At 69.4% G+C, this 25,440-nt stretch carries 22 protein-coding genes and 3 pseudogenes; 15 read left to right on the top strand and 10 right to left on the bottom strand.

Features of this window, described 5'->3' with window-relative positions; translation table 11 throughout:
* Nucleotides 1–57: 57 nt before the first annotated feature.
* From ffh to ftsY, 3 genes are read right to left on the bottom strand one after another with little or no spacing between them, the layout of a single operon-like run.
* Nucleotides 58–1,650, bottom strand: coding sequence for a signal recognition particle protein (gene ffh / locus RGU41_RS04445; RefSeq protein WP_322135649.1), 1,593 nt, complete (start codon nucleotides 1,648–1,650; stop codon nucleotides 58–60).
* 40 nt (nucleotides 1,651–1,690) lie between these two features.
* Entirely contained in the window at nucleotides 1,691–2,194 is a 504-nt protein-coding gene (locus RGU41_RS04440) for a DUF2004 domain-containing protein (protein WP_134447581.1), read from the bottom strand.
* A gap of 7 nt (nucleotides 2,195–2,201) precedes the next feature.
* The gene (ftsY, locus tag RGU41_RS04435) at nucleotides 2,202–3,077 is read right to left on the bottom strand and encodes a signal recognition particle-docking protein FtsY (protein ID WP_134447580.1); all 876 of its coding nucleotides are present in this window, start codon (nucleotides 3,075–3,077) and stop codon (nucleotides 2,202–2,204) included.
* 146 nt (nucleotides 3,078–3,223) lie between these two features.
* On the opposite strand from ftsY, the gene RGU41_RS04430 reads away from it, so the two are divergent.
* The 4 genes from RGU41_RS04430 (at nucleotide 3,224) to RGU41_RS04415 (ending at nucleotide 7,419) form a co-directional block, all read left to right on the top strand.
* The gene (locus RGU41_RS04430) at nucleotides 3,224–4,474 is read left to right on the top strand and encodes an FAD-dependent oxidoreductase (protein ID WP_322135648.1); all 1,251 of its coding nucleotides are present in this window, start codon (nucleotides 3,224–3,226) and stop codon (nucleotides 4,472–4,474) included.
* Nucleotides 4,475–4,726: 252 nt separating this feature from the next.
* Nucleotides 4,727–5,542, top strand: coding sequence for a sirohydrochlorin chelatase (locus RGU41_RS04425; RefSeq protein ID WP_322135647.1), 816 nt, complete (start codon nucleotides 4,727–4,729; stop codon nucleotides 5,540–5,542).
* A 24-nt stretch (nucleotides 5,543–5,566) separates the two neighbouring features.
* A complete protein-coding gene (locus RGU41_RS04420; protein ID WP_134447575.1) occupies nucleotides 5,567–6,148 on the top strand; it encodes a helix-turn-helix domain-containing protein in 582 nt (193 codons plus the stop codon).
* Nucleotides 6,145–7,419 carry an MFS transporter gene (locus RGU41_RS04415; RefSeq protein ID WP_322135646.1) on the top strand — a complete coding sequence of 425 codons (1,275 nt, stop codon included), beginning with the start codon at nucleotides 6,145–6,147 and terminating at the stop codon, nucleotides 7,417–7,419. Before RGU41_RS04420 ends, RGU41_RS04415 begins: the two co-directional genes overlap by 4 nt.
* Nucleotides 7,420–7,487: 68 nt before the next feature.
* Here RGU41_RS04415 and RGU41_RS04410 read toward each other — a convergent pair whose 3' ends face one another.
* The gene (locus tag RGU41_RS04410; RefSeq protein WP_322135645.1) at nucleotides 7,488–8,042 is read right to left on the bottom strand and encodes a dihydrofolate reductase family protein; all 555 of its coding nucleotides are present in this window, start codon (nucleotides 8,040–8,042) and stop codon (nucleotides 7,488–7,490) included.
* Between the two features lie 212 nt (nucleotides 8,043–8,254).
* On the opposite strand from RGU41_RS04410, the pseudogene RGU41_RS04405 reads away from it, so the two are divergent.
* The 10 genes and pseudogenes from RGU41_RS04405 (at nucleotide 8,255) to RGU41_RS04360 (ending at nucleotide 17,811) form a co-directional block, all read left to right on the top strand.
* Nucleotides 8,255–9,999: pseudogene (locus tag RGU41_RS04405) on the top strand (nitrite/sulfite reductase).
* On the top strand, nucleotides 9,996–10,757 hold the full coding sequence (locus RGU41_RS04400) for a phosphoadenylyl-sulfate reductase (RefSeq protein WP_322135644.1): 762 nt from the start codon (nucleotides 9,996–9,998) through the stop codon (nucleotides 10,755–10,757). The pseudogene RGU41_RS04405 and the gene RGU41_RS04400 overlap by 4 nt, the downstream one beginning before the upstream one ends.
* A gap of 44 nt (nucleotides 10,758–10,801) precedes the next feature.
* On the top strand, nucleotides 10,802–11,731 hold the full coding sequence (gene cysD / locus RGU41_RS04395) for a sulfate adenylyltransferase subunit CysD (RefSeq protein WP_134448069.1): 930 nt from the start codon (nucleotides 10,802–10,804) through the stop codon (nucleotides 11,729–11,731).
* A complete protein-coding gene (locus RGU41_RS04390) occupies nucleotides 11,731–13,089 on the top strand; it encodes a sulfate adenylyltransferase subunit 1 (protein ID WP_134447565.1) in 1,359 nt (452 codons plus the stop codon). Before cysD ends, RGU41_RS04390 begins: the two co-directional genes overlap by 1 nt.
* Before the next feature lie 119 nt (nucleotides 13,090–13,208).
* Nucleotides 13,209–13,937, top strand: coding sequence for an ABC transporter ATP-binding protein (locus RGU41_RS04385; RefSeq protein ID WP_198413428.1), 729 nt, complete (start codon nucleotides 13,209–13,211; stop codon nucleotides 13,935–13,937).
* Nucleotides 13,927–14,872: pseudogene (locus RGU41_RS04380) on the top strand (ABC transporter permease). The gene RGU41_RS04385 and the pseudogene RGU41_RS04380 overlap by 11 nt, the downstream one beginning before the upstream one ends.
* Nucleotides 14,869–15,675, top strand: coding sequence for a uroporphyrinogen-III C-methyltransferase (cobA, locus tag RGU41_RS04375; protein ID WP_416173137.1), 807 nt, complete (start codon nucleotides 14,869–14,871; stop codon nucleotides 15,673–15,675). The pseudogene RGU41_RS04380 and the gene cobA overlap by 4 nt, the downstream one beginning before the upstream one ends.
* A 22-nt stretch (nucleotides 15,676–15,697) precedes the next feature.
* A pseudogene (locus tag RGU41_RS04370) lies at nucleotides 15,698–17,075 on the top strand (FAD-dependent oxidoreductase).
* Nucleotides 17,072–17,389 (top strand): ferredoxin, encoded by a 318-nt coding sequence (gene fdxA, locus RGU41_RS04365; protein ID WP_134447557.1) that lies wholly within the window; start codon nucleotides 17,072–17,074, stop codon nucleotides 17,387–17,389. The pseudogene RGU41_RS04370 and the gene fdxA overlap by 4 nt, the downstream one beginning before the upstream one ends.
* A 32-nt stretch (nucleotides 17,390–17,421) precedes the next feature.
* On the top strand, nucleotides 17,422–17,811 hold the full coding sequence (locus RGU41_RS04360) for a four-helix bundle copper-binding protein (RefSeq protein WP_134447555.1): 390 nt from the start codon (nucleotides 17,422–17,424) through the stop codon (nucleotides 17,809–17,811).
* Nucleotides 17,812–17,854: 43 nt separating this feature from the next.
* Here RGU41_RS04360 and RGU41_RS04355 read toward each other — a convergent pair whose 3' ends face one another.
* Together RGU41_RS04355 and RGU41_RS04350 are read right to left on the bottom strand one after the other, a co-directional pair.
* Nucleotides 17,855–19,480: an AAA family ATPase gene (locus RGU41_RS04355; protein WP_322135643.1), complete on the bottom strand. Its 1,626-nt coding sequence runs from the start codon at nucleotides 19,478–19,480 to the stop codon at nucleotides 17,855–17,857.
* Nucleotides 19,481–19,503: 23 nt separating this feature from the next.
* The gene (locus RGU41_RS04350) at nucleotides 19,504–21,537 is read right to left on the bottom strand and encodes a chromosome segregation SMC family protein (RefSeq protein WP_322135642.1); all 2,034 of its coding nucleotides are present in this window, start codon (nucleotides 21,535–21,537) and stop codon (nucleotides 19,504–19,506) included.
* Between the two features lie 126 nt (nucleotides 21,538–21,663).
* Between RGU41_RS04350 and RGU41_RS04345 the strand changes: the two genes are divergently transcribed.
* On the top strand, nucleotides 21,664–22,833 hold the full coding sequence (locus RGU41_RS04345) for a GNAT family N-acetyltransferase (protein ID WP_322135641.1): 1,170 nt from the start codon (nucleotides 21,664–21,666) through the stop codon (nucleotides 22,831–22,833).
* Nucleotides 22,834–22,849: 16 nt separating this feature from the next.
* Here RGU41_RS04345 and mutM read toward each other — a convergent pair whose 3' ends face one another.
* From mutM to RGU41_RS04325, 4 genes are all read right to left on the bottom strand, one after another.
* A complete protein-coding gene (gene mutM / locus RGU41_RS04340; protein WP_134447549.1) occupies nucleotides 22,850–23,755 on the bottom strand; it encodes a bifunctional DNA-formamidopyrimidine glycosylase/DNA-(apurinic or apyrimidinic site) lyase in 906 nt (301 codons plus the stop codon).
* A gap of 69 nt (nucleotides 23,756–23,824) precedes the next feature.
* Complete coding sequence (gene rnc / locus RGU41_RS04335; protein ID WP_134448065.1) at nucleotides 23,825–24,514, bottom strand: ribonuclease III; 690 nt, start codon at nucleotides 24,512–24,514, stop codon at nucleotides 23,825–23,827.
* A 135-nt stretch (nucleotides 24,515–24,649) separates the two neighbouring features.
* Complete coding sequence (gene rpmF, locus RGU41_RS04330) at nucleotides 24,650–24,853, bottom strand: 50S ribosomal protein L32 (protein ID WP_134447547.1); 204 nt, start codon at nucleotides 24,851–24,853, stop codon at nucleotides 24,650–24,652.
* A gap of 76 nt (nucleotides 24,854–24,929) precedes the next feature.
* Nucleotides 24,930–25,430, bottom strand: coding sequence for a YceD family protein (locus RGU41_RS04325; protein WP_322135640.1), 501 nt, complete (start codon nucleotides 25,428–25,430; stop codon nucleotides 24,930–24,932).
* Nucleotides 25,431–25,440: the final 10 nt, after the last annotated feature.

The following is a 25,440-nucleotide window of genomic DNA, read 5'->3' as shown; positions in this document are numbered from 1 at the left end:
CGAGAGTTACCCGCTGAGCGGTCACTCTCGACCGGAAAGGTACAGGGAGCGGTACGGTTAGCGGCCGAGCATCTTCTGCAGGGCGGCCATCTCCTCGTCGGTGGGACCGCCGGGCTTGCCGGCGACTGCCGGCTTGCGGCCGCCGAGGCCGAAACCGGTGCCGCCGCCGGTCGGTGCCTCAGCGCCGGCGCCCGCCGGCTTCTCACCGGACGCGATCGCGAGGTTCTCCGCGGCACGCTTGGCCGGGTTGCCCGACTTCGAGCCCTTCTTCTTCGCCTGCTGGGGCTTGCCGCGCCCACCGCCGAGGCCGGGCATCGGCCCCATGCCGGGGATGTTCGGCATTCCACCTCGGGCGACGGTCTTCATCATCTTCGCGGCCTGCTCGAAGCGCTGCACGAGCTGGTTCACCTCGGTCACGCTCGAGCCGGAGCCCCGCGCGATGCGCAGCCTGCGTGATCCGTTCAGGAGTTTCGGGGTGGTGCGCTCGGCCTTGGTCATCGACTGGATGATGGCCTCTGTGCGCACGATCTCGCGCTCGTCGAAATTCTCGAGCTGCTGCTTCATGGCCCCGGCGCCCGGGAGCATGCTCATCATCTTCTTGATCGAGCCCATGTTGCGCAGCTGCTGCATCTGGCCGAGGAAGTCGTCGAGGGTGAAGGTGTCGGTCTGGAACTTCTCGGCGAGCTTGCGCGCCTCGTCCTCGTCGAAGGCGCCCTGGGCCTGTTCGATCAGGGTGAGGATGTCACCGAGGTCGAGGATCCGGCTCGCCATCCGGTCGGGGTGGAAGGGCTCGAAGTCGTCGAGGCTCTCACCCGTCGACGCGAACATGATCGGGCGTCCCGTCATCGAGGCGACCGAGAGGGCTGCTCCACCGCGGGCGTCACCATCGAGCTTGGTCAGCACGACGCCGGTGAAGTCGACGCCGTCCTGGAACGCCTTCGCGGTCGCGACGGCGTCCTGGCCGATCATCGCGTCGATCACGAAGAGGACCTCGTCGGGGTCGATGGCCCGGCGGATGTCTGCGGCCTGCTTCATCATCTCGGCGTCGACGCCGAGGCGGCCGGCCGTGTCGACGATGACCACGTCGTGGAGCTTCTGCTGGGCGAACTTCACGCCGTCGCGGGCGACCGTGACGGGATTGCCGACGCCATTGCCCGGTTCCGGTGCATACACGGGCACGCCGGCCTGCTGCCCCACGACCTGGAGCTGGGTGACGGCATTCGGACGCTGGAGGTCGGCGGCGACGAGGATCGGGGTGTGCCCGTCCTTGGCGAGCCACTTCGCCAGCTTGCCGGCGAGGGTGGTCTTGCCCGCGCCCTGAAGGCCGGCGAGCATGATGATGGTCGGCGGCTTCTTCGCGAACTCGAGACGGCGCTGCTGGCCGCCGAGGATGCGGATGAGTTCCTCGTTGACGATCTGCACGACCTGCTGGGCCGGGTTGAGCGCCTTGCTGACCTCGTCGCCGAAGGCGCGCTCGCGCACCTGCGCGGTGAAGTCCTTGACGACGTCGAGGGCGACGTCGGCGTCGAGGAGGGCGCGACGGATCTCGCGCACGGTGCCGTCGACATCCGCCGCACTGAGCTTGCCCTTGGTGCGGAGATTCTTGAACGTCTCGGCCAGGCGATCTGAGAGGTTTCCAAAAGTAGCCATTGTGGTTCTACTTTAACCGGTGTTGCCCGGTCTCGAATCCTCAGCTGTCGAGCGAGATCACGATCGTGTCGCCGTGCACGTCGAGCGTCACGACGATCAGGGCGTCGGTCTCGGTGGGGCTGATCGAATAGTCGAGCACCGCGAAGTGCTCGTCGTTCTTGATGTGGTGCGGGTGGAAGCCGATCCGCTGCAGCTGGATGGAGCGGAGGAAGTCGATCTGCTTGTCGCCGGAGTCCCAGATCAGGGCGTCGTCGATGACCTCCTCATCGAGTTCCTCGAGGCACTGGTTGATGTAGAGCGCGGTGACGGACCCCTCGGCGCTGAGCTCGGCGACGAGCGATTCGCGGGCCTGCGAGTCGAGGTCTTCGAGGGAATTGATCATGAACGCCGCGATGTCGAGCGCCTCGACGGAAACCGAGGATTCATCGGGCGAGCTGAGGTCGATCTCGATGTCCTGGTCGCCCAGTTCCGCCGAATCCGACCAGTAGATCTCGCCTTCGTCGTCGCTGCCGAGGATTCCGAAGAAATCGTGTTCGATGGTCATGGTCGTCCTATCCGACGAGTTTTTGCGCGAAGACGTGCGGGGTGAATCCGGTGAGGTCGTTGATGCCCTCGCCCTGGCCGACGAGCTTGATCGGAATACCGGTCTTCTCCTGCACTGCGAGCACGAATCCGCCCTTGGCGGACCCGTCGAGCTTCGTGAGCACAAGCCCGGTGACCCCGGCGTGCTCGATGAAGGCCTCGGCCTGGGCCAGTCCGTTCTGGCCGGTGGTCGCATCGAGCACGAGCAGCACCTCGGCGATCGGCGTCTGCTTCTCGATGACGCGACGGATCTTGGTCAGCTCGTCCATCAGGCCGCCCTTGGTCTGCAGGCGGCCGGCTGTGTCGATGATCACGATCTCGGTGCCGGTCGCGATCGCGCGCTCGACGGTCTGAAAGGCGACGGATGCCGGGTCCTGGCCCTGGGCCTGCGGCTTCACGATCTCGGCGCCCGCGCGTTCGGCCCAGGTGGCGAGCTGCTCGACAGCGGCGGCCCGGAACGTGTCCGCAGCCCCGATCAGCACGCTGCGGTCATAGACGCGCAGGAACTTGGCGAACTTGCCGATCGTGGTGGTCTTCCCGACGCCGTTCACGCCGACGACGAGCACGACGGCGGGGCGCGCGCTGAGGTTGAGGGTCGAGTCGAGCCGGGAGAGGCGTTCCTCGAGGCCTTCGCGCAGCATCCGCTGCAGGTCGGCCGGGTCTGTCGTGTGGTACCTGGCGACCTTGGCGCGCAGGTCAGCGACGATGTCCTCGGTGATCTGGGGGCCGAAGTCGGCCTGGATGAGTGCGTCCTCGAGGTCGTCCCAGGTGTCGGCGTCGATCGTCTTCTTCGCGAACATGCCGCGCAATGCGCCGGAGAGTGACCACGGGGTGCGTTCTGCCATGTCTCTACCCTAAGCGCGGGACCCTGCCTCCGGGCGCGAGCGTGCCATCGACACCGGGTCGGCCGCGGTTTCAGTCGCGGGGTTGGCTGCGAGGCGGGATAGGCCGAGACTCGGCCGTGTACGCGTTTCCGACTCGTTGTGGAGGAATGATGACACCTGAATCTCCGTCCGACCGCGCGCTCACCGACCTCGCGGAGACCATGGACGGCAGGCTCGTCCGTGCATACGACGATGACTGGGACAGTGCCCGCGCCCCCTGGAACCTCGCGATCGACCAACGGCCGGTCGCCGTCGCGTACCCGGCCGGGCCGGAGGACCTGCGGCGGATCCTCGCCGCCGCCCGCGCCGACGGGCACCGGGTGGTGGTGCAGCCGCGCGGACACGGCCCGAGCGGCGACCTCGCCGGATGCATCCTCGTCCGCACGAGCGCGTTCGACGAGATCGTGATCGATCAGAAACGACGCGTGGCCAGGGTCGGCTCCGGCGTGTCCTGGGGTGCCCTGCTGAGCCGCCTCGATGGTTCCGGGCTCGTGGCGCTCGCCGGGTCCAATCCCGATGTGAGCGTCGCAGGTCACGTCCTCGGGGGCGGTCACTCCTGGTTCAGCCGCTGGCGCGGGATCGCGGCCCGCAGCATCCGTGCGGTCGAACTCGTCGACGCAGGGGGCGAGCCGCGCCGGGTCACCGCGGACAGCGATCCGGAACTGCTGTGGGCGCTGCGCGGCGGCGGCGGGCTGTTCGGCATCGTGACCACGCTCGAGATCGACCTGTATGCGGCTCCCGACCTCTTCGGCGGAACGATCGTCTTCCCCGCGTCCGCCGCAGGGACCGTCTTCGGTAGCGTTGCGGCGATCATGGCGGATGCCCCGCCCGAGTTGAGTATCTTCTTCGGCCTGACCAATCTGCCCGACATCGAACAGGTGCCCGCGCCGCTCCGCGGCCAGACGATCGCGAGCGCCGAGGTGGTCTTCGTCGGAACCGCTGAGGACGCCGCGCCCCTCCTCGCACCGCTGCTCGCAAGCGCACCGGTGCTCGCCGACGAGACCCGGCCGTTCACGATCGGGCACCTCGCCGAGGTCGCGGCCGAACCGACCGAACCGGCCGCCACAATCGAGTGGACGGCCGCGATCACGTCCTTCGCCGGTGGAGACGAAGCGGGCCTCGGCGCCCTCGCGCGGGCCTTCCAGGAGGCCACTCCTGCGGGCCTGACCGTTCTCGGCCTGCGTGCCCTCGGCGGTGCCATTGCCGAGCAGGGGGCGGATGCGGCGGCGGTCGCCGGCCGTCTCGACGCACGTTTCCTGGCCTTCGCCGGTTCGTTCCTCACGGAACAGCGGCCCGCCGACCCGGAGGCCGTGTTCGGTCCGCTCCGCCGGGCGCTCGAGGGAGCACCCTCGGCCTGACCCTCCCGACCTTCCTCACCGCCGGCCAGGATCTGACCTTCAGTTTCCCTCCTGAATCGCTCGAGCGCCTCGCGAACGTCAAGCGCAGGCTCGATCCCGGCGGGATCTTCGTCGGCAACCGGCCCCTCGGGCCCGGGGCCGCCGCGACCACGGACACGGACTGACGAGCACGACCGGGCGGGACAGGGAAGCAGCGAACCGAACCGGGCAACCGGTCGCCACGCGAACGGCCTGCGCGTGCAGAATAGAGGGGTGACGGCCTCAACCACTCCCGCCCTCGTCGGCATCGCCCACGGCACCTCGTCCGCGGCCGGGCAGGCGGCCGTCGCCGGGCTCATGGCTGCCGTGACCCTGGCGGAACCCGAGCTCCTCACCGCCCTCGGCTATGTCGACGTCCAGCAGCCTGACGCACCCTCGACGCTGGCGACGCTCCCGGCCGGCGTGCCGGCCGTCGTGGTCCCGTTGCTGCTGTCCGCCGGATACCACGTCTACGTCGATCTCACTGATGCCGTGACCGGCGAAACCGAGGCCTCCGCGCGTTCGGTCATCCTGACCGAGGCGCTCGGACCCGACGACCGCCTCATCAAGCTCCTCCGCGAACGACTCGACGAGGTCGCACTCCACGCCGACGACTCGCTCGTGCTCGCGGTCGCGGGCTCGAGCGACGCCCGCGCAGTCGCCGCGTGCCGCGTCGTCGCCGAGCGGCTGTCCCTCGCCGCCGGACGCCATGTCGCCCTCGGTTTCCTGTCCGCCGCGCGCCCACGCCTCGCGTGCGCCATCACGATCGAGCGGATCCTGCGGCCCGGCCGTCGGGTCGTGGTGAGCAGTTATCTGCTGGCCCCTGGCTTCTTCCAACGGCTGGTCGAGAAGGCAGGAGCGGATGCCGTCACGGCGCCCCTGCTCCTCCCCACCGAGCCGGCGAGCCCGCTTCTCGTCGCCGTCGTCACCGACCGCTATCGCACCGCACTCACCGCCGCCTCCGCCTCCGCCTCCGCCGCCATGACCGTCCTGCACCTCAGGCACGACTCCCCGTCCCCAACAAATAACACAACAGTTATTGCGCAATAGTTGTTGTGGAGATAGCGTGGCGGCATGTCTCCTGAAACCGGTGGTACCGCACACCTCACGAGCGCAGCATCCATGCGCGTCCTGGCTCACCCGACCCGGCTGCGTCTGCTCGGCCTCCTGCGCGAGCTCGGCCCCCAGACCGCCGCCCTGCTCGGCGACATCGTCGACGAGGCCCCGGGCACTGTGAGCTACCACCTGGCCAAACTCGCGTCCATCGGTTTGATCCAGGAGGCCGCGGACGTTGGCACCGATCGCCGCGAACGCTGGTGGCGGTCGAGCCACGCGCTCACATCCTGGGAGCCGGCGGACCTGCTCGGCGACCCCGCGGCACTGGCAGCATCGACCGCTCTCCAGCGCGCGATCGTGCAGATCTACGCCGCCAACTTCACGCACTACCTCGACAACGTGCCCGCTCTTCCCGTGGACTGGGTGCGTGCAGCCCCCAGTTCCGACCGAGGGCTGCGCCTCACGGTCGCCGAGCTCGCGGAGCTGCGGAAGGATCTCGAGGTCATCACCGAGAAGTTCCTGGCACTCAGCGCCGCCCACACCGAAGCGGACGGCTCCGAGCGGGTCAGCCTGGTGTACCAGGCCTACCGAACCCCGTGACGAAGACCGTCGCGACCACCCGCGCGCTGCGGTCTCTCACCGCACTGCTCGCGGCGCACGTCGTGTCTCAGACCGGGAACGTCGTCACTCTCTTTGCGGTTCCGTTCTATGTGCTCGCGACGGGCGGAACGGGGATCGAGGTCGGCACCGCGGCATTCTTCGCGACGGCGCCGGTCATCATCGGCGGCCCCCTCGGCGGGGTCGTCGTCGACCGGATCGGCTACCGGCGCGCCAGCATCCTCGCCGACCTGATCAGCGGGGTGACCGTTCTCGCCATCCCCGTCCTCGCGCTCACGATCGGACTCCCGTTCTGGGGCCTGCTCGCCCTGGTCTTCCTGAGCGGCCTCCTCGACACCCCCGGCCAGACCGCGCGGCGGGTCATGCTGCCCGCGTTCTCTGCCGAGGCGCACGTCCGTCTCGAACGCTCCGTCGGGTTCCTCGACGGAGCCGAACGCCTCGCCCGCCTCCTCGGCGCCCCGCTCGGCGGCATCCTGATCGCCGGCATCGGCCCCCTGAACGCCCTCTTCGTCAACGCGGGCACCTTCGCGCTCTCGGCGATCATCACCTGGCTGTTCGTCGCGCGTCCCCTCACCGGCGAGCGGATGCCCGCCGCGGCCGAGCTCCCGGCAAACGATGGCTACTGGTCGGCACTCGCTGGGGGTTTCCGGTTCGTCACGCGCGATCCGCTCCTGCGTGCGGTCGTGCTCCTGGTTCTCGTCACCAACGTGTTCGACGCCGCCCGCGGCTCCTCCCTGCTTCCGCTCTACGCCCACGATTCGTTGGGCGGCGCCGCGGCATTCGGGGTACTCGTGGCCGTGATGGGCGGAGGCGCGCTGCTCGGAACCGTCGTCTTCGGGTTCTTCGCGCACCGGCTGCCGCGACGGGTCACGTTCTCGGTTTGCTTCGCCCTCGCCGGAGGTCCGTCTCTCTTCGCGTTCGCGGCCGGACTCCCCTTCCCGTGGCTGATCGCGGCGACAGCCCTCTCCGGCGTCGCCGCGGGTGCCGTCAACCCGATTCTCGGCACGGTCGAGTTGGAACGAGTGCCCGAGGGCATGCGCGCACGGGTGTTCGGGCTGATCAACGCCGGGGCCTGGGCCGGCGTACCTGCAGGGGCCCTGCTCGGCGGAATCGGCGCCGACACCGTCGGTCTGCAGGCCTCCTTCTTCATCATCGGCGTGCTCTATGTGGTCGTCACCCTCCTGCCGCTCGGCATCCCGGTCTTCCGGGAGATGGAACCGCGCCCGTTTTCGCAGCCCGCGCCCGCCGCTTAGGGTGCGGCCTGCGAAGACAGACGCGGCGGTCGGCGGCACGGAACAGTGGCGGCGCCGGCGAGACGCGGCTAACGGCGCACGCGATAGGTGACGATCGCGAACTGGCCCTGGGCCGTCGCACTCACGAGCTCGAGGCGGTCGGACTCCACCCTCCTGGGCAGCAGCGGTGCCCCACCGGGCAGGGCGACCGGCGCCACCGAGAGCATGATCGTGTCGAGGGCGTCGGCATCGAGGAACTGGCCGGCCAGGTCGCCCCCACCGACCACCCACACGTCTTTCTCCCCCGCAGCGGCGAGAATCGCCGGCAGTGCCGCAGCGACGTTCCCGCGCACAAAACGCACGTCTGCCCCGTCCGGCGTTGGCAGGTCGCGCGAGGTGAAGACGAACGTGGGACGGTCGCCGTAGAACTCCCGCCACTTGTGCGGATTGGCGAGCAGCTCCTCCTCACGCAGCACCCACTCGTATGTCGTGGAGCCCTCCACGACAACGCCGATGCCGGCGAGAAAGAGGTCCTGGTCTTCGAGTCCCGCCGTGTCGACGGCGAAGAGCCAGCTCAGCGAATTCGACTCGTCCGCGATGAAGCCGGTGAACGAGGTCGCCGTGTTGTAGATCACCTGGGTCATGGGGCGAGACTATGCCCACCCTCCGACAGCGGACAGGGACCAGAACAGGACAGGGGCCGTTACGGCAACGACCGACACTATAGAAGCGGATGCCGCCCGACGCATCCGTGTGACGCTCTGCTACGGTGCATGACTGGTCGTTACGACGCACACGAGTGATTCCACCTCATTCTCGATAGATTCTTTCAACGCACCCCGGCTCACGCTGCTCTATGGCTCGCGCTGTGCCGGCGCCGAAGGAGGATCCCGTGTCACCGAACCAGACCGAAGCGGCCACGCCGGCCAGGCCCCACCGCCAGGCCGGCCGTCCCAACGGCCAGTGGAAGGTGGACGGAACCGCCCCCTCAACGGCAACGAAGCCTGGAAGCAGGAGGACGGCGGCCTGAGCGTCCGCGAGCGAGTCGAGAACATCTACTCGAAGCAGGGTTTCGATTCGATCGAGGGGACCGACCTGCACGGCCGGATGCGCTGGTGGGGCCTCTACACGCAGCGGAAGCCCGGTATCGACGGCGGCAAGACCGCGACCCTCGAGCCGCACGAGCTCGAAGACAAGTACTTCATGTTGCGGGTGCGCATCGACGGCGGCCAGCTCACGACCACCCAGCTCCGGGTCATCGGCGAGATCTCCCATGAATTCGGCCGCGACTCCGCCGACCTCACCGACCGGCAGAACATCCAGCTGCACTGGATCCGGATCGAGGACGTCCCCGAGATCTGGACCCGCCTCGAAGCGGTCGGGCTGCAGACCACGGAGGCCTGCGGCGACGTACCCCGCGTCATCCTCGGCTCCCCCGTCGCCGGCATCGCCGCGGACGAACTGATCGACCCGAGCGGGCTGATCACCGACATCACCGCACGCTACATCGGCGACGAGAGCCTCGCGAACCTGCCGCGGAAGTTCAAGACGGCCATCACCGGAAGTCCCAGCCAGGACGTCGTGCACGAGATCAACGACATCTCCTACGTCGCGGTCGAGCACCCCGAACTCGGCGTCGGCTTCGATCTCTGGGTCGGCGGCGGCCTTTCCACCGCCCCACGCCTCGCCGAACGGCTCGGCGTCTTCATCACTCCCGACCGGGTCGCCGAGGTCTGGCACGGCGTCGCGAGCCTGTTCCGCGATTACGGCTACCGGCGCCTGCGCAACAAAGCCCGCCTCAAGTTCCTGCTCGCCGACTGGGGACCCGAGAAGTTCCGGCAGATCCTCGAAGACGAGTTCCTCGATTCATCGCTGCCCGACGGCCCGGCCGCCCCGCCGCCCACCCGCGCAGGCGACCACGTCGGCGTGCACAAGCAGACCGACGGCCGCTACTACATCGGTGTCACCCCGTTCGTCGGCCGCGTCTCCGGCCCGACCCTGCTCAGCCTCGCCGACCTGCTCGAGGCGAACGGCTCGACCCGGTTGCGCACGACCCCGCACCAGAAGCTCGTGCTCCTCGACATCCCGGAGGAGAACGTCGAATCCCTGATCGTGGCCCTCGACGAGATCGGCCTCGCCGCGCGCCCGAGCCTGTTCCGCCGGTCGACGATCGCCTGCACGGGCATCGAGTATTGCAAGCTCGCGATCGTCGAGACCAAGAAGTCTGCGACGGATGCCGTGCTCGAGCTCGAGAAGCGGCTCGCGTCCATCGACGTCCCCCAGCCGATCAGCCTGCACGTCAACGGCTGCCCGAACTCCTGCGCCCGTATCCAGACGGCGGACATCGGGCTCAAGGGCCAGCTCCTCCCCGACGGGAACGGCGGTCAGGTCCCCGGCTTCCAGGTGCACCTCGGCGGCGGCCTCGCCTCGCAGGACCGCGAAGAGGCCGGTCTCGGCCGAACCGTCCGCGGCCTCAAGGTGACCGCTGACGACATCGCCGACTACGTCGAACGCATTGTGCTCCGCTTCCTCGCCGACCGCGGCGAGACAGAGACCTTCGCCGTCTGGGCGCACCGAGCCGACGAGGAGGCCCTGCAATGAGCGACACCACAACCGGAACCGGAACCGGACCCACGACCGTCACCACGACGGCCGTCGCTCCCCGGCGGAGCGCCGAGGAACTCAAGGCGCTCGCCGCCCGCGGAGCCGCTGAGCTCGGCGAGGCCGGCTACGCCGAGGTCGTCGCCTGGGTCGCGGCGAACTTCCCCGTCGCCCACGTCGCCGTCGCGTGCTCGATGGCCGACGCCGTCCTCCCGCACGTCGTCGCCGCGCAGCTGCCCGGCGTGGACGTGCTCTTCCTCGACACCGGGTACCACTTCGCCGAGACCTACGAGACCCGCGACACCGTCGCCCGGCTTCTCCCGGTGCGGATCGTCGACGTGCTCCCCGCGAAGACCGTCCCGGAACAGGACGCCGAGCACGGCGCGGAACTCTTCAGCCGCGACCCGAACCTCTGCTGCGCGATGCGCAAGGTCGAACCCCTGCAGCGCTCGCTCACGGGCTACGAACTCTGGTTCACCGGCGTGCGACGCGACGAGGCACCGACCCGGGCGAACACCCCGCTCGTGACCTGGGACGAGCGCAACGGCCTCGTCAAGGTCAACCCGCTCGCGGCGTGGAGCTTCGACGACATCCTCGACTACGCCGGCTACCACCAGGTTCCGGTGAACCCGCTGCTCGAGCAGGGGTACCCCTCCATCGGCTGCGCGCCGTGCACGAAGCCCGTCGCCGCTGGCGACGATCCCCGATCCGGACGCTGGGCGAACCTGGCCAAGACAGAATGCGGGCTCCACGAGTGAACGCCGTCACGACAGCCACGACCACCACGACCACCACGACCGCCATGACATCCGCGCCGCCCGTGCAGGCGGCCGGGAGCCACCGGCTTTCCCAGCTCGACGTGCTCGAGAGCGAGGCGATCCACATCATCCGTGAGGTCGTCGCAGAATTCGAACGTCCCGTCCTGCTGTTCTCCGGCGGCAAGGACTCCGTCGTCGTGCTGCACCTCGCCGCGAAGGCCTTCTGGCCCGGCAAGGTGCCGTTCGGGCTGTTGCACGTGGACACCGGCCACAACTTCCCAGAGGTCCTCGCGTTCCGGGACGCGACGGTCGCGCGCCTCGGCCTCCGCCTCACCGTCGCGAAGGTCCAGGACTACATCGACGACGGCCGCCTGCAGGAGCGCGCCGACGGCACCCGCAACCCGCTTCAGACGCTCCCGCTCCTCGACGGGATCGCCGCAGGCCGCCACGACGCGGTCTTCGGCGGCGCCCGCCGCGACGAGGACAAGGCCCGCGCGAAGGAGCGCATCCTCTCGCTCCGCGACGAATTCGGCCAGTGGGATCCCCGCAACCAGCGCCCCGAACTCTGGAACCTCTACAACGGCCGTCACACGGTCGGCCAGCACGTGCGCGCGTTCCCGATCAGCAACTGGACGGAGTACAACGTCTGGCGCTACATCGAACGCGAGGGCATCGAACTGCCGCCGCTGTACTACGCCCACGAGCGCGAGGTCTTCCGCCGCGACGGCATGTGGCGGGCGATCGGCCCCGTCTCAGAGCCGCGCCCGGGCGAAGCAGTCGAGACCCGCACCGTCCGCTACCGCACGGTCGGCGACATGAGCTGCACCGGCGCCGTCGAATCGGACGCCGCATCCGTCGCCGCCGTCGTGCGCGAGGTCGCCCTCTCCACCATCACCGAACGCGGCGCGACGCGCGCCGACGACCGCATCTCCGAAGCGGCCATGGAAGACCGCAAGAAGGACGGGTACTTCTGATGACTCAGGCACTCCTCAGCCCGGCGGATGCCGGCACCCACGACGGCGCAGACGCCCCGGGAACCCTGTTCCGGTTCGCGACCGCCGGCTCCGTCGACGACGGCAAGTCGACCCTCGTCGGGCGTCTCCTGCACGACTCGAAGGCGATCCTCGCCGACCAGCTCGAGTCCGTCACCCGAACGTCCACGGAGCGCGGCTTCGGCGGCGACGACGGCGGCATCGACTTCGCGCTGCTCACCGACGGCCTCCGCGCCGAACGCGAGCAGGGCATCACGATCGACGTCGCGTACCGCTACTTCGCGACAGCGCGCCGCTCCTTCATACTCGCCGACTGCCCCGGGCACGTGCAGTACACCCGCAACATGGTCACCGGCGCTACGACGGCCGACGCCGTGATCATGCTCATCGACGCGCGCAAGGGCGTGCTCGAGCAGACCAGGCGGCACCTCTCCGTGGTGTCCCTGCTGCGCGTGCCGCATGTGATCATCGCGGTCAACAAGATCGACCTCCTCGACTACGACGAGTCCGCGTTCGCAGCGGTCGCAGCATCGGTGCGCGCCGTCACGGCCGATCTCGGCCTCGGTGCCGTGCACGTGCTGCCCGTCTCTGCGCTCGTCGGAGACAACGTCGTCGACCGTTCGCCACGGACCCCCTGGTACGACGGGCCGAGCCTGCTCGAACTGCTCGAGAGCCTCCCGGTCGTCGACGAGGTCGAGACCGCGATCGAGGCGTTCCGGCTGCCCGTTCAACTCGTGCTCCGGCCCCAGGGCGCCGTCGCCGTCGCACCGGAGGATGCGGACTCCTTCCGCGACTACCGGGCGTACGCCGGGCAGGTCGCTTCGGGCACCGTCCGGGTCGGCGACAGCGTGAGCGTCGCCCCGGGCGGGGCGACGACCGTCGTGACCGGCATCGACTTCGCCGGCATCGAACTCACCGAGGCGTTCGCACCGATGTCGATCGCCGTGCGCCTCTCCGACGACCTCGACATCGCCCGCGGTGCGGTCATCGGCGCAGCGGGCACCCTGCCCGAATCGACCAGGGAACTCACCGCCGCGTTGTTCTGGCTGGACCCGCGGGCACTCAGGCCGGGCGACCGCACCCTGGTCAAGTTCGGCACGAACACCGTCCAGGCCCTCGTAGCCGCCGTCACCGGGCGCCTCAACCTCGACACGCTCGAACTCGAACCGGCCGGCAGCCTCGAGGTCAACGACATCGGCGAGGTCGGCCTGCGCCTCGCGGCTCCGCTGCCGATCGAGACCTTCACCGAGAACCGCCGTTCCGGCGCGTTCCTCGTGATCAACGCGCAGGACGGTGCCACCCTCGCCGCAGGGATCGTCACCGGCTCTGGAGCACGGTGAGCGCCGTGTCCGTGACAGAGCGCGACCGCACCGACGGTTCAGGGAACCGGCCGCAGGGCATCAGCGTCAGCACAAACACCGCGCCTGCCGCGGTCGTCGCAGCGGACGTCGAGACCGCGATCCGGGTCGAGGGACTGTCCAAGCGGTTCGGCAAGGCCGGACCCGTGGTGCTCGACAACATCAACCTCACGATCAAGCCGGGCGAATTCGTCTGCCTGCTCGGCGCATCCGGATGCGGCAAGTCGACCCTGCTCAACATCATCGCCGGCCTCGAACACCCGTCGGAGGGCACCGTCACGGTCGCGAGCGGGAAGAGCGCCGTCATGTTCCAGGAGTCGGCCCTGTTCCCCTGGCTGACCGCGAGCCGCAACGTGGAACTCGCCCTCAAGCTGCGCGGGGTCCCGCGCGGCCGGCGTCGCGGCGAGGCACTCGAGCTCCTCGACCTGGTCAACCTCGCGGATGCCGCGAACAAGCGCCCGCACGAGCTCTCCGGGGGCATGCGGCAGCGTGTCGCCCTCGCCAGGTCACTCGCGCAGGACCGCAAGGTCCTGCTGATGGACGAGCCCTTCGCCGCCCTCGACGCGATCACCCGCGATCTGCTCCACGAGGAACTCGAACGGGTCTGGCATGAAACCGGCCGCACGATCGTGTTCGTCACGCACAACGTGCGCGAGGCCGCACGGCTCGGGCAGCGGGTGCTGCTGATGTCGAGCCGTCCCGGCCGGATCAGGAACGAGTGGCGCATCGAGGACAACGGTCCGCGCCGGATCGAATCCCCGGAGGTTTCCCGCCTCTCCATCGAGATCACCAACCACCTCCGAGAGGAGATCCGCCGTAATGCCGCCTGAGACCCGTTCCGAGACCATCACCCCCGGCTCCCTGGAGCCCGACGCCGCGTCCGGCTCCTCGGTGAGCACCCGGGCGGACTTCCGTACGCTCGAAGCCGGGCTCGACGCCCTGCAGACGTCCCCCTCGTCGAGAAGGGCCCGTGGCGCCGGTTCGCCGACGGCGTCCTGCCGCCGGTCGTGCTCCTGCTCGCCCTCATCGCGGCGTGGCAGTTCTATATCGTGATCGCCAAGCCGCGCCCCGACCTCACTCCCGGTCCACTCGACGTGCTCACCTCGATCACCGACCTCTGGTCGACCGGTCACCTGCAGACGGCTGTGGTCACGAGCCTCTCCCGCGGCGGGATCGGGTTCCTGATCGCCGTCGCGATCGGAACCCCGCTCGGCCTTCTCCTTGCGGAGTGGCGGCTGCTCCGCCGCGCGCTCGGACCGCTACTCTCCGGGCTGCAGGTGCTTCCTTCCGTCGCCTGGGTGCCCGCTGCGATCCTCTGGTTTGGCCTGAGCGATGCGACCGTGTACTTCGTCGTGCTGATGGGCGCCGTCCCCTCGATCGCCAACGGGCTGGTCGCCGGCGTCGACCAGATCCCGCCGCAGCTGCGCCGCGTGGGCACCGTGCTCGGCGCGAACCGCTTCGAGATGGCCACCCTCGTCGTGCTGCCCGCCGCGATGCCCGGCTACCTCGCGGGCCTCAAGCAGGGCTGGGCCTTCTCCTGGCGGTCCCTGATGGCAGCGGAGATCATCGCCGTCGGCGGCTCGATCGGTTTCGAGCCTCGGTTCGATGCTGCACGCAGAGCCGCGAGCTCGCCGACCTGCCCGGGGTGCTCGCGACGATCCTGGTGATCCTGTTCGTCGGCATCCTCGTCGAGCTCGTGCTCTTCGCCCCGGCAGAACGCCGGTTGCTCCGCCGCCGCGGCCTCTACCTGACGGCCGGCCGGTGAGCCCCGACACCGTGCGCCCCGGCACCGTGCACCTGGTCGGTGGCGGACCCGGCGATCCCGGCCTGATCACCGTGCTCGGCCGCCGGCTGCTCGACGAAGCGGATGTCGTCATCGCCGACCGGCTCGGCCCGCGCTCCCTGCTCGGCGAGCTCGATCCCGGCGTTCTCGTGATCGACGTCGGCAAGCTGCCCGGCCACCACCCTGTGCCCCAGGACGAGATCAACGCACTCCTCGTCGAGCACGCCCGTGCCGGCCGCCGGGTCGTGCGCCTCAAGGGCGGCGACCCGTACGTGCTCGGTCGCGGCGGCGAGGAAGCAGCGTACTGCCGCAGCAACGGTATCCCCGTCGAGGTCATCCCCGGCGTCACGAGCGCCATCTCGGTGCCTGCTGCGGCCGGCATCCCGGTCACCCATCGCGGGGTGGCGAACGGGTTCACCGTCGTGACGGGCCACGAGCTGCTTCCGTCCCTGCCAGGGGGCAGCGACCACACCGTCCTGCTCCTGATGGGCATCTCCGGCATCGCCGCCTCCGCGGCGATGCTCGCGGACGGACCCCGCGGCGGAGACTGCCCGGTCGCCATCATCGAGGACGGCTACGGCTCGAACCAGCGGGTCACCTTCGGAAGTCTCGCAACCATCGCCGGACTCGCCGCCGAACGCGGCGTCCGCTCCCCCGCCGTCGTCGTGGTGGGGGACGTCGTCACCCTGAGCCCGCTCCACCCCCGGTACAGCAACCAGCTCGCGTCCGACGAACCCCGTTCCGGCCGGCTCATCCCAGAACCATCCCGAAAGGCTTTTTCATGACCCCCATACTCTCCGCGTCGCCATCATCGGCGCCGGTCCCGCGGGAATCTACGCCGGCAACATCCTCGGCAAGGCCGTGCGCGACGCCGGCGGCACGATCGGCATCGACCTCTTCGACACCCTCCCCGCTCCATACGGCCTGATTCGATACGGCGTCGCCCCCGACCACCCGCGGATCAAGGGCATCGTCACAAGCCTGCACGAGATGCTCGATGCCGGCACCATCCGGTTCCTCGGCAACGTCGGCTACGGGACCGATCTGGGCCTGGACGACCTGCGGGCCCACTACCACGCAGTCATCTTCGCGACCGGGGCGATCCGCGACGCGAAGCTGCCGATCCCCGGCACCGAGCTGCCCGGCTGCTTCGGGGCCGCCGACTTCGTCTCCTGGTTCGACGGACACCCGGACGCCCCGCGCGACTGGCCGCTCGACGCCCACCAGGTCGCCGTGATCGGCAACGGCAACGTCGCCCTCGACGTCGCCAGGATGCTCGCAAAGCATGCGGACGACCTGCTGCCCACCGACATCCCCGAGAACGTCTATTCCGGCCTGGCCGCCTCGGCAGTCACCGACGTGCACATCTTCGGTCGACGCGGGCCTGCCCAGGTGAAGTTCACCCCGATCGAGCTCCGGGAGCTCGGCGCGGTGCCGGACGTCGACGTGATCGTCTACGAGGAGGACTTCCCGAGGGACGAGGCCTCCGAGCAGTTCCTCGCCGCGTCCAACAACCAGGTCAAGGTGATGAGCCGCACCCTGAACGGATGGCTCACGAAGGAACCGAGCGGGGCCTCGCGCCGCCTGCACCTGCATTTCCTGCATTCTCCCCTCGAGGTCTACGGCACCGAGAGTGTCGAAGGCATGCGCTTCGAGCGCACCGCGCCCGATCCCGCCAACCCCGGCGGTGTCACCGGGACAGGTGAGATCCTCGACTACCCGCTCCAGGCGGTCTACCGCGCCGTCGGTTACCGCGGCAGCGCCCTCGCCGAGGTGCCTTTCGACCAGACGCGCGGCGTGATCCCGAACGACGGCGGTCGGGTCCTCGACCCGGCCGCGCGGCCCATTCCCGGCCTGTACGCCACCGGCTGGATCAAGCGTGGCCCCGTCGGCCTGATCGGCCACACCAAGAGCGACGCGCTCGAGACCGTCACGCGGCTACGTCGAAGACCTCGGCAACGGCCTCCTGCCGGAGCCGGTCGAAGACGACGCGGACGCGATCCTGGCCGTGCTCTCCGCCCGCGGCATCCGCTTCACCGAATGGGACGGCTGGCTCGTGCTCGATGCCCACGAACGTGCCCTCGGAGCCGCGGACGGCTCGGCGGCCGATCGTGAGCGGGTCAAGGTCGTTCCGCGGGACGAGCAGGTCGACATCAGCCGGTCCGTGGAACTCGTCGCCTCGTGACGTACGTCATCGCGCTGCCGTGCGTGGATGTCAAGGACCGCGCCTGCGTCGACGAGTGCCCGGTCGACTGCATCTATGAAGGCGAACGGTCCCTGTACATTCACCCCGACGAATGTGTCGACTGCGGTGCCTGCGAGCCGGTCTGCCCGGTCGAGGCGGTCTACTACGAAGACGACCTTCCGGAGCAGTGGAGCGAGTACTACCGCGCGAACGTGGACTTCTTCGAGGAGATCGGGTCGCCGGGAGGCGCGGCCAAGACCGGTGTGCTGACGTTCGACCACCCGCTGATCGCGGCGCTGCCCCCGCAGGCCTGACCGGGCGCCACCGACCGGGCTACAGTGGTGGCATGTTCGGTGGCGGGTTCGGTGGGAGCGAGTTCAACGCGCTCTCGGCACGGACCGCGGCGTGCGTCGCCGCCTGCGACGCGCTCATCGCCGCGAGCGAGGACTGCGCTGACGCCTGCCTGGCCCAGTCCGGCGACGGCGATGTCACCGCGTGCTTCCTCGCCGACCTCGACTGCATCGAAATCTGCACCACGACGAGCCGGGTGCTGTCCTGGCACACCCGGACAGACGGGACGACCGCCGCCTCCATGCTCGACACCTGCATGGAGGCGTGCCGCTCCTCGTCCATCGCCTGCGAGCGGATGCTGCAGCACCGGCCGGACTGGACGAGCTGCGCCCCCGAGTGCCGCAGGGTCACCGACGCCTGTGCGGAGGTACTCGCCCTGCTGTGACCCGGCCGTGACGCGGGGGCCACTGTCCCGGCCTGTCCGCGGTTCAGGACGCCCGTTCCTCCTCGCGCACGATCCGCTGGCCGACGACCGCCGATACCCCGTCCTGGCGCATCGAGACACCGTAGAGGGCGTCGGCGATTTCCATCGTGCGTTTCTGATGCGTGATGATGATGAGCTGGCTGGCCTCGCGGAGGCCCTGGAAGATCGTGAGCAGCCGGCCGAGGTTGGCGTCGTCGAGGGCAGCCTCGACCTCGTCCATGATGTAGAACGGGCTCGGGCGGGCCTTGAAGATCGCGATCAGCAGCGCGACTGCGGCGAGGGAACGCTCCCCGCCGGACAGCAGTGAGAGCCGCTCGATCTTCTTTCCTGCCGGCTTGACGCTGATCTCGATGCCGGTCGTGAGCAGGTCGTCGGGATCGGTCAGGCGGATGCTGCCAGACCCGCCGGGGAACAGGACGGGGAAGACCTCGGCGAAGGCCAGGCGGGTGTCCTCGAAGGCGCTTCCGAAGATGGCGCCCATCGTGACGTCGAGGTCGTCGATGATCGTCAGCAGGTCGGCCCGGGTGTTGGTCAGGTCGGTGAGCTGCTCGGTGAGGAATTTGTGCCGCTGCTCGAGCGCGGCGAATTCCTCGAGGGCGAGCGGGTTGATCCTGCCGAGTTGGGCGAACCGGCGCTCGGCGGAGGCGTGGCGGCGCTGCTGCTGCTCGCGGTCGTAGGCCACCGGCTCGCCATCCGGGTCGTCATCGGGCGGCACCGGCTGGTCCGGACCGTATTCCGCGACGAGGATATCTTCGACGAGGCCCAGTTCGCTGCCGGCGCGTTCGAGGAGGCCGGAGAGGTGCAGCTTCTTCTCGTAGATCTGCAGTTCGAGGCCGTGCACGCTCTCGGTCACGGCCTGCAGTCGGCTGCGGAGGGCACCGTCCTCGCGGCGCAGGGCCGCGAGTTCCTCATTCTGGCTCAGGCGCTCGGCCTCGGCGGTGGCGAGGCGGAGGCGTGCCTCGCTGACGGAGACGTCGACCGCGGCGAGCACGGCGGGGAGCGCTTCGGCGACGCGGGTCGCGGCATCCACCTGGCGACGGCGGATGACCGCACGCCGGGCGGCGGCCTCGGCTGCGGCCTGGTCGCGCTCGAACTGCCTCGCGAGGCCTGCGGCGCGGGCCTCACCCGAGCGCACGCGCTCGCGCGCGGTCTCGACGCGGAGCCGCGCCTCGACCTCGTGTTCGCGCGCAGCTTCGAGTTCGGCGTGGAGCGCGTCACGAACCGAAACGTCGAGGATCGGGCGGGGGCGGGACAGCAGGGTGACGAGACCGGCCTTGGTGCGCTCGGCCTCTGCTTCCGCACCGGCGACGGCCTGTTCGGCGACAAGGACGCCGGCGGAGATGCGCTCGAGCTCCGCCGTTGCGGCCTCGAGCCGCACCGTTGCCCGGTTCGTCTTCTCTGCCTGGGCCGCGAGGCGGGCGTCGAAGGCGCGAAGCGCGGCGAGCGCCGCGACGGACTGGTCCTTGCCGAGGCGGAGCAGGCTGCGCTGCTCAGCGAGGTCGCCGCTGACCTGCTCGATGCGGGATCGGACTTCGCCGAGACGGTCTGCCGCGGTCTCGCGGTCCGCGACGAGTTCGAGCTTGCTGCGCCGGGCCCCGGATCCGCCGCGGAGCACGAACTCGCTCAGCACGTCGCCGGCCCGGGTGATGATCGTCAGCGGAATGCTCGCCGCGCGGGGCCGGTAGCCGTCCCCGGGGTGGAATGGCCGGACGTGAGCAGGTCTGCCGCGGCCAGGGCGGAGTCGAGGTCTTCGGCGATGACGGTGTTCTCGAGGAGTCCGAGGACACCGGCAGGGGCATCGAGGACCGAGGAAGCCCAGACCAGGCCTGCCCGTTCGGCGAGGCTCGGGCGTGCGTGCGCGCCCGACGCGCGCAAATCGGGGGTTCCGCCGGCAGCATCAGCTGGGGCGCCGTCAGCGTCGGGAGTCGCTGGCGTGGCGAGGATGAGCTCGACCCGGCCGAGGTCGTCCGCCCTGACCCGGTCGAGTGCGGCGAAGCCGGCTGCGCTGTCATCCGCGAGCACGGCATCGGCGAGGGAGCCGAGCGCGGCGGCGATCGCCGCCTCGTAACCGGGATGCACCCGCACGTGTTCTGCGACGAGCCCGCGGATGCCGTCCAGCCGGGCGCCGAGGAGGGCTGAGGATCCGTCCTTCTGGTCGAGGGCCAGGGACAGGGCGCTCGCGCGCGCGGCGAGGGCGTCACGTTCGCGTTCGAGGAGGTGGAGTTCTTCGCGGAGGCGTTCGACTTCGCCCTCCGCGGCGGACACGACGGCCTGGGCCGCCTCGTAGTCTTCGGACAGCCGGGTGTTCCCGTCGGCCGCGCCGGTGTCGCCCGGATCGCCGTTCACCGCGCCGGTCCCTGCGTTCTCCGCGTTCGCCTGCTCGGTCTCCGCTTCCAGGGTGGCGAGGAGGGCCTCTGCTTCCTGCACGCGTCCGGCCGCGGCCTTCCGGGTGTTCTGTTGGCGGAGCACGTCGCTGCGGACAGAGGCGAGGCGGGAGGCGGCGGTTTCGGCCTGGCCGCGCAGCTTGGACGCTTCGAGGTCGTGGCGGGAGATGAGCGCGGTCTGTGCGGCGATGTCCTCGTCGACGGCGTCGAGATCGCGGCGCGCGGTCGACGTGGCCGCCCGCGCGGCGGCCCAGGCGGACTCGGCGACGGCGATGCGTTCGGTGAGCCGCACGATCTCCGCCGCGGCGTCCGTGAGCATCGCCGGGGTCACACTCGGGCCGGCGTCGACCGATTCGGACTGGGAACCGAGAAGGGCGAGGCGCTGGTTCGCGAGCGTGTACAGCCCGCGGAGGCGTTCCTGCACGGATTCGAGGCCGAAGCTCGTGCGCCGGGCGGCGTCGACGGCGTCGCCGATCTGGGCCTCCTCGAGGCGGTGCAGGCGCAACTGCTTCTGGTCGAGCTGTTCCTGGAGCACGATGCGTTCGGAGTGCCGTTCGCTCTCGCTGCGGCCGTGGGCGTCGAGGGTCCTGCGCAGGCCGACGACGTCGTCGGCGAGCAGGCGGGCGCGGGCATCACGCACGACGGCGGCGATGGTCTGGGCCTCGCGGGCGATCTCGGCCTGGCGCCCGAGCGGCTTGAGCTGGCGGCGGATCTCCCCGGCGAGGTCGCTCAGCCGGGTCAGGTTGGCCTGCATCGCGTCGAGCTTGCGCAGGGTCTTCTCCTTGCGGCGGCGGTGCTTGAGGATTCCGGCGGCCTCCTCGATGAAACCGCGCCGGTCCTCTGGGCTTGCGCGCAGGACCGCGTCAAGCTGGCCCTGGCCGACGATCACGTGCATCTCCCGCCCGAGGCCGGAGTCGCTCAGGAGCTCCTGCACGTCGAGCAGCCGGCAGCCCTGGCCGTTGATCGCGTACTCGCTTCCGCCGTTGCGGAACAGGGTGCGCGAGATGGTGACCTCGGTGTAGTCGATCGGCAACGCGCCATCCGTGTTGTCGATCGTGAGCGTCACCTCGGCGCGGCCGAGCGGGCCCTTCGTCGAGGTGCCCGCGAAGATGACGTCTTCCATCTTGCCGCCGCGGAGCGTCTTGACGCCCTGCTCCCCCATCACCCAGGCGAGAGCGTCGACGACGTTGGACTTGCCGGAGCCGTTCGGGCCGACGACGCAGGTGACGCCGGGCTCGAAAGCGAAGGTCGTGGGCTGCGCGAACGATTTGAACCCCTTGAGGGTGAGGCTCTTCAAGTACACCGTTGCGCCCTTCCCGTGAGTAGATATCGGCTCTCCCACGGTACCGGACGCAGCCTCCCGGGCCCGGGAGGCGCGGCGCTGCCCGCGGGGGTTTCGGCAGTGCCGACCGGACGCTACTCTGCCTGCATGGACGACCTCGTGCCTAGGATCGAGGAGCTCTCGATCCCGGAGGAGCCGGGTGCAGAGGGCTGGGACGACTTCGTCGCCGCCGCCGAGGTGCACAACACGGTCGAAGCGGATGCCTACGGGACCCACGAGCTGACCGTGACGGCGGAGGAGGCACTCCCGGAGTGGCTCGACCAGGATTGGGAGCCGAGGAGGCTGTTCGTGGTGCGGGCCGCGGACGGTTCAGCTCCTGCCGGCGGGAGCGACGAGGCTGCGGCTGACGCCCCGGCGGACGACCCCGCCGCGGCCGACGTGACCCACATCGTCGCGCGCGGTGTGTGTGAGTTTCAGGGCCCCGGCTCGGAGACTGCGTGGCTTCGCGCCGATGTCCTGCCGGGATACCGCAACCGCGGCATCGGTACCGCCCTGTTCGCGTTGCTCGAGTCGGTCGCCGAGGCCGACGGGTGCGTGAATCAGATCGTCTACGCGGCCTCGCCGGACTCACCGGGCGAACGCCTGGTCGCCCCGACCGGTTTCGGCTCACTGCCGTTGCGGAACCCCGAGGTGCGCTTCCTGCTCCGGCGCGGCTACCGTCTCGAGCAGGTCGAGCGAGGCAACCGCCTCGCACTTCCCTACGACCGCGAGCGGCTGGACCGGCTGCTGCGCGCGGCAGAGAAGCGCGCGGGAAAGGAATACGAGATCATTCAGTGGGACGGCTTCACGCCGATCCGGTGGCAGCCGGACATGGCGATGCTCTACGAAAGAATGAGCACGGACGCTCCCACCGCCGGCCTCGAGGAACCCGCAGAGTCCTGGCCCCTCGATCGGTTCCTCGACAGGCAGGCCCGGCTCGCGGACGGACCACGGACCGTCTACACCACAGCCGTCGTGCACCGCCCGTCCCGCGCACTGGTCGGGTTCACCGAACTCTCCGTTCCCGCTGAGACCGACAGGCCGGTCAACCAGGAGGACACCCTCGTGGTGCGGGAACATCGCGGGCACCGGCTCGGCCTGCTGCTCAAGGCCTGGAACCTGGAGAGCATCCTCCGGAACGAGCCAGGACATCCGTCGGTGATCACCTTCAACGCGGAGGAGAACCGGCACATGCTCGACATCAACGAGGAGCTCGGCTTCCTGCCGATCGGCTACGAGGGCGCCTGGCGGCGGCGCACGCCCCTTACGGACGCGTGAACCCTGGTTGACTCGGTCAGTGGAGGCGCTGGCAGACCGGGCAGAGGTGCGAGGACCTGTTCATGAACTGCTCGCGCACGAGGAGGGTTCCGCACCGCGGGCACGCGGTGCCCTGCCTGCCGTAGACGGCGAGGCTGTGCGAGAAGTAACCGGACTGGCCGTTGACGTTCACATACTGCGCATCGAAGCTCGTGCCGCCCTCGGCGAGGGCGCGCATCAGCACCGTGCGCACGGCGTCGAGCAACCGGATGCCTTCGGTGCGTGACAGGGACGACGCCGGCTGCTCGTAGTGCAGTCCGGCCGCGAACAGGGCTTCGTCGGCGTAGATGTTCCCGATGCCGCTGACCCAGGTCTGGTCGAGCAGCACCCGCTTGATCCCTGAGCCGCGCCGGGCCAGGGCGGCGAGGGCGGCATCCGTTCCGAAGTCGGGGTCGATGAGGTCACGGGCGATGTGGGCGACCTGGTCGGGGATCAGCCCGCTCCACGCACCCGTGCCCGCCCCGGCATACCCTCCTGGCAGTCCGTCGCCGGTGGGCTGCATCCGGTCTATCGCCATGCTGCCGAAGATCCGCTGGTCGGCGAAGTTGAGCCACAGTTCCCCGTGGTCGGGGTGTTCGAGGTGCAGGCGGATGCGCAACTGACGGTCTGCCTCCGAGCCCGGTTCCCGGAGCAGGACCTGGCCGCTCATGCCGAGGTGGATCACGAGGGCGCGTCCGGTGTCGATCGGCAGCCAGAGGAATTTGCCGCGGCGGACGGCGCCGAGCAGGCGATGCCCCTCGAGCTGCGGGGCGAACGGGCCGGTCAGGGGGTCGTGCCTGCGGAGGGAGCGTGGCTCGAAAACCTCAACGGCGGTGACGCGAGCACCGGTCACGGCGGGTTCGACGCCCGCGCGCACCACCTCGACCTCAGGAAGTTCTGGCAAGGAAGCGTCCAGACGATGGTGGCGGTGCCGTCGGATGCGCGGGAATGAGTCGAGCGGACATCGGCCAGGTCAGCGCGGGACGAGCCGGTTCCACGCCTCGAGGGCGGCGGCCATCTCGGCGTGCTTCTTGCTGGTGCCTTCTCCCGTTGCGACGACGATGCCGACGGTCACGGTCGCGATGAACACCTTGGAGTGGTCGGGGCCGCTCTCGGCGATCGCATAGACGGGTACGCCGGCGTCGAGCCGGGCCGCCGCTTCCTGCAGGCTCGTCTTCGGATCCATCGAGACTCCGAAGTGACCAGGGTCGTTGAGCATCGGCGCGATCAGCCGCAGCACGAAAGCCGTGGCGGCGTCCGGACCCGTGTCGAGGTAGACGGCACCGATGAGCGCCTCGACGGTGTCGGCGAGGATCGATGACTTGTCACGACCACCCGTGAGGATCTCGCCCCGCCCGAGCCGAACGTAGGCGCCGAGGCCGAGGCCCCTGGCGATTTCAGCGAGGGCGACACTCGAGACCAGGCTGGCCCGGCGCTTGGCCAGGTCGCCCTCGTCGAGCAGCGGATACGTGCGGTAGAGCATGACCGTGACGGCCTGGCCCAGGATCGAGTCGCCGAGGAATTCCAGGCGCTCGTTCGTGGGCACTCCGCCGTTCTCGTACGCGAAGGACCGATGGGTGAGCGCCAGCCGAAGCAGGCTCTCGTCGATCTGCACGCCGAGCGCGGACACGAGGGCCGAGGGGTCGGCTTCCGCGCCGGTCATCGGGTGACCGGCTGCGGCGTGCCCGGTCATACGGCGACCGCCCCGACGGTACCGCGACGCGACGAGCGGATGTTCCGGGTCAGAAGACGCGGCATCCGTCGGAGGAGCGGTACCTGGGGCGTGTACATCGCCGAATTAAATGTCGGCGACCTTGCGGCCCTTGTATTCCATGAACATCGCGGTTCCGGCGGTGTCGGTGACGACCTTGGCGCGGTGCGGGAGGCTGTAGACGACCTTGCCGTTTTCCATGGTCTTGACCAGGGTGGGGGCTTCGGCCTTCCAGCAGGAACGACGTGAGCGGGTGTTGGAGCGTGATTGCTTGCGCTTCGGGACTGCCATGACTACTTCTCTTCTCTTCTATCCGTTTCAGCGCGGATGTCTTCATCCGTGCCGATGCTTTCGGAAGCCTGGAAATTCACAAGCGCTGCCCACCGGGGATCGCGCATCTGTTCTGGTTCGAATTCAGGGAAACGGCAAGCCGCTGCCCGGTCTCGGGGTCGAGACCCGGGCAATCCTGCCGGCAGACCGGCTGGAAAGGCAGTGACAGAACCACTGCATCCCTGATGAGCGGTTCAAGATCCACATGGTCCTCGACAACCGCACACTCATAAGCTTCATCAAGAGAGTACGCGAAAACCTCGTGAAACTCGACTCGGACAGGCAAGTCGATGTCAATCAGGCATCTTCCGCACTCGCCGGACGCGATTCCGGAGATCTGCGCGGACACCAGAAGGCTCTCGTGCAGGGTTTCGAGGCGGATGTTGACGTCGAGCGTCGACCCGGCCTTGACGGCAACGAGTCCCTCGCCGAGGTCGTCGGGAACGATGAGGTCGATGTGGCGCTCACGCATGGTGCCGGGGCGGTTGATGAGGTCACGCACGTCGACCTTGTACGGGGTCTTCTGAAACTTGGTCACGGGGGAGATT

This window comes from Cryobacterium sp. 10C3 (assembly GCF_034314285.1).
Classification (GTDB): domain Bacteria; phylum Actinomycetota; class Actinomycetes; order Actinomycetales; family Microbacteriaceae; genus Cryobacterium; species Cryobacterium glucosi.
This window is presented reverse-complemented; position numbering and strand designations above follow the sequence as displayed.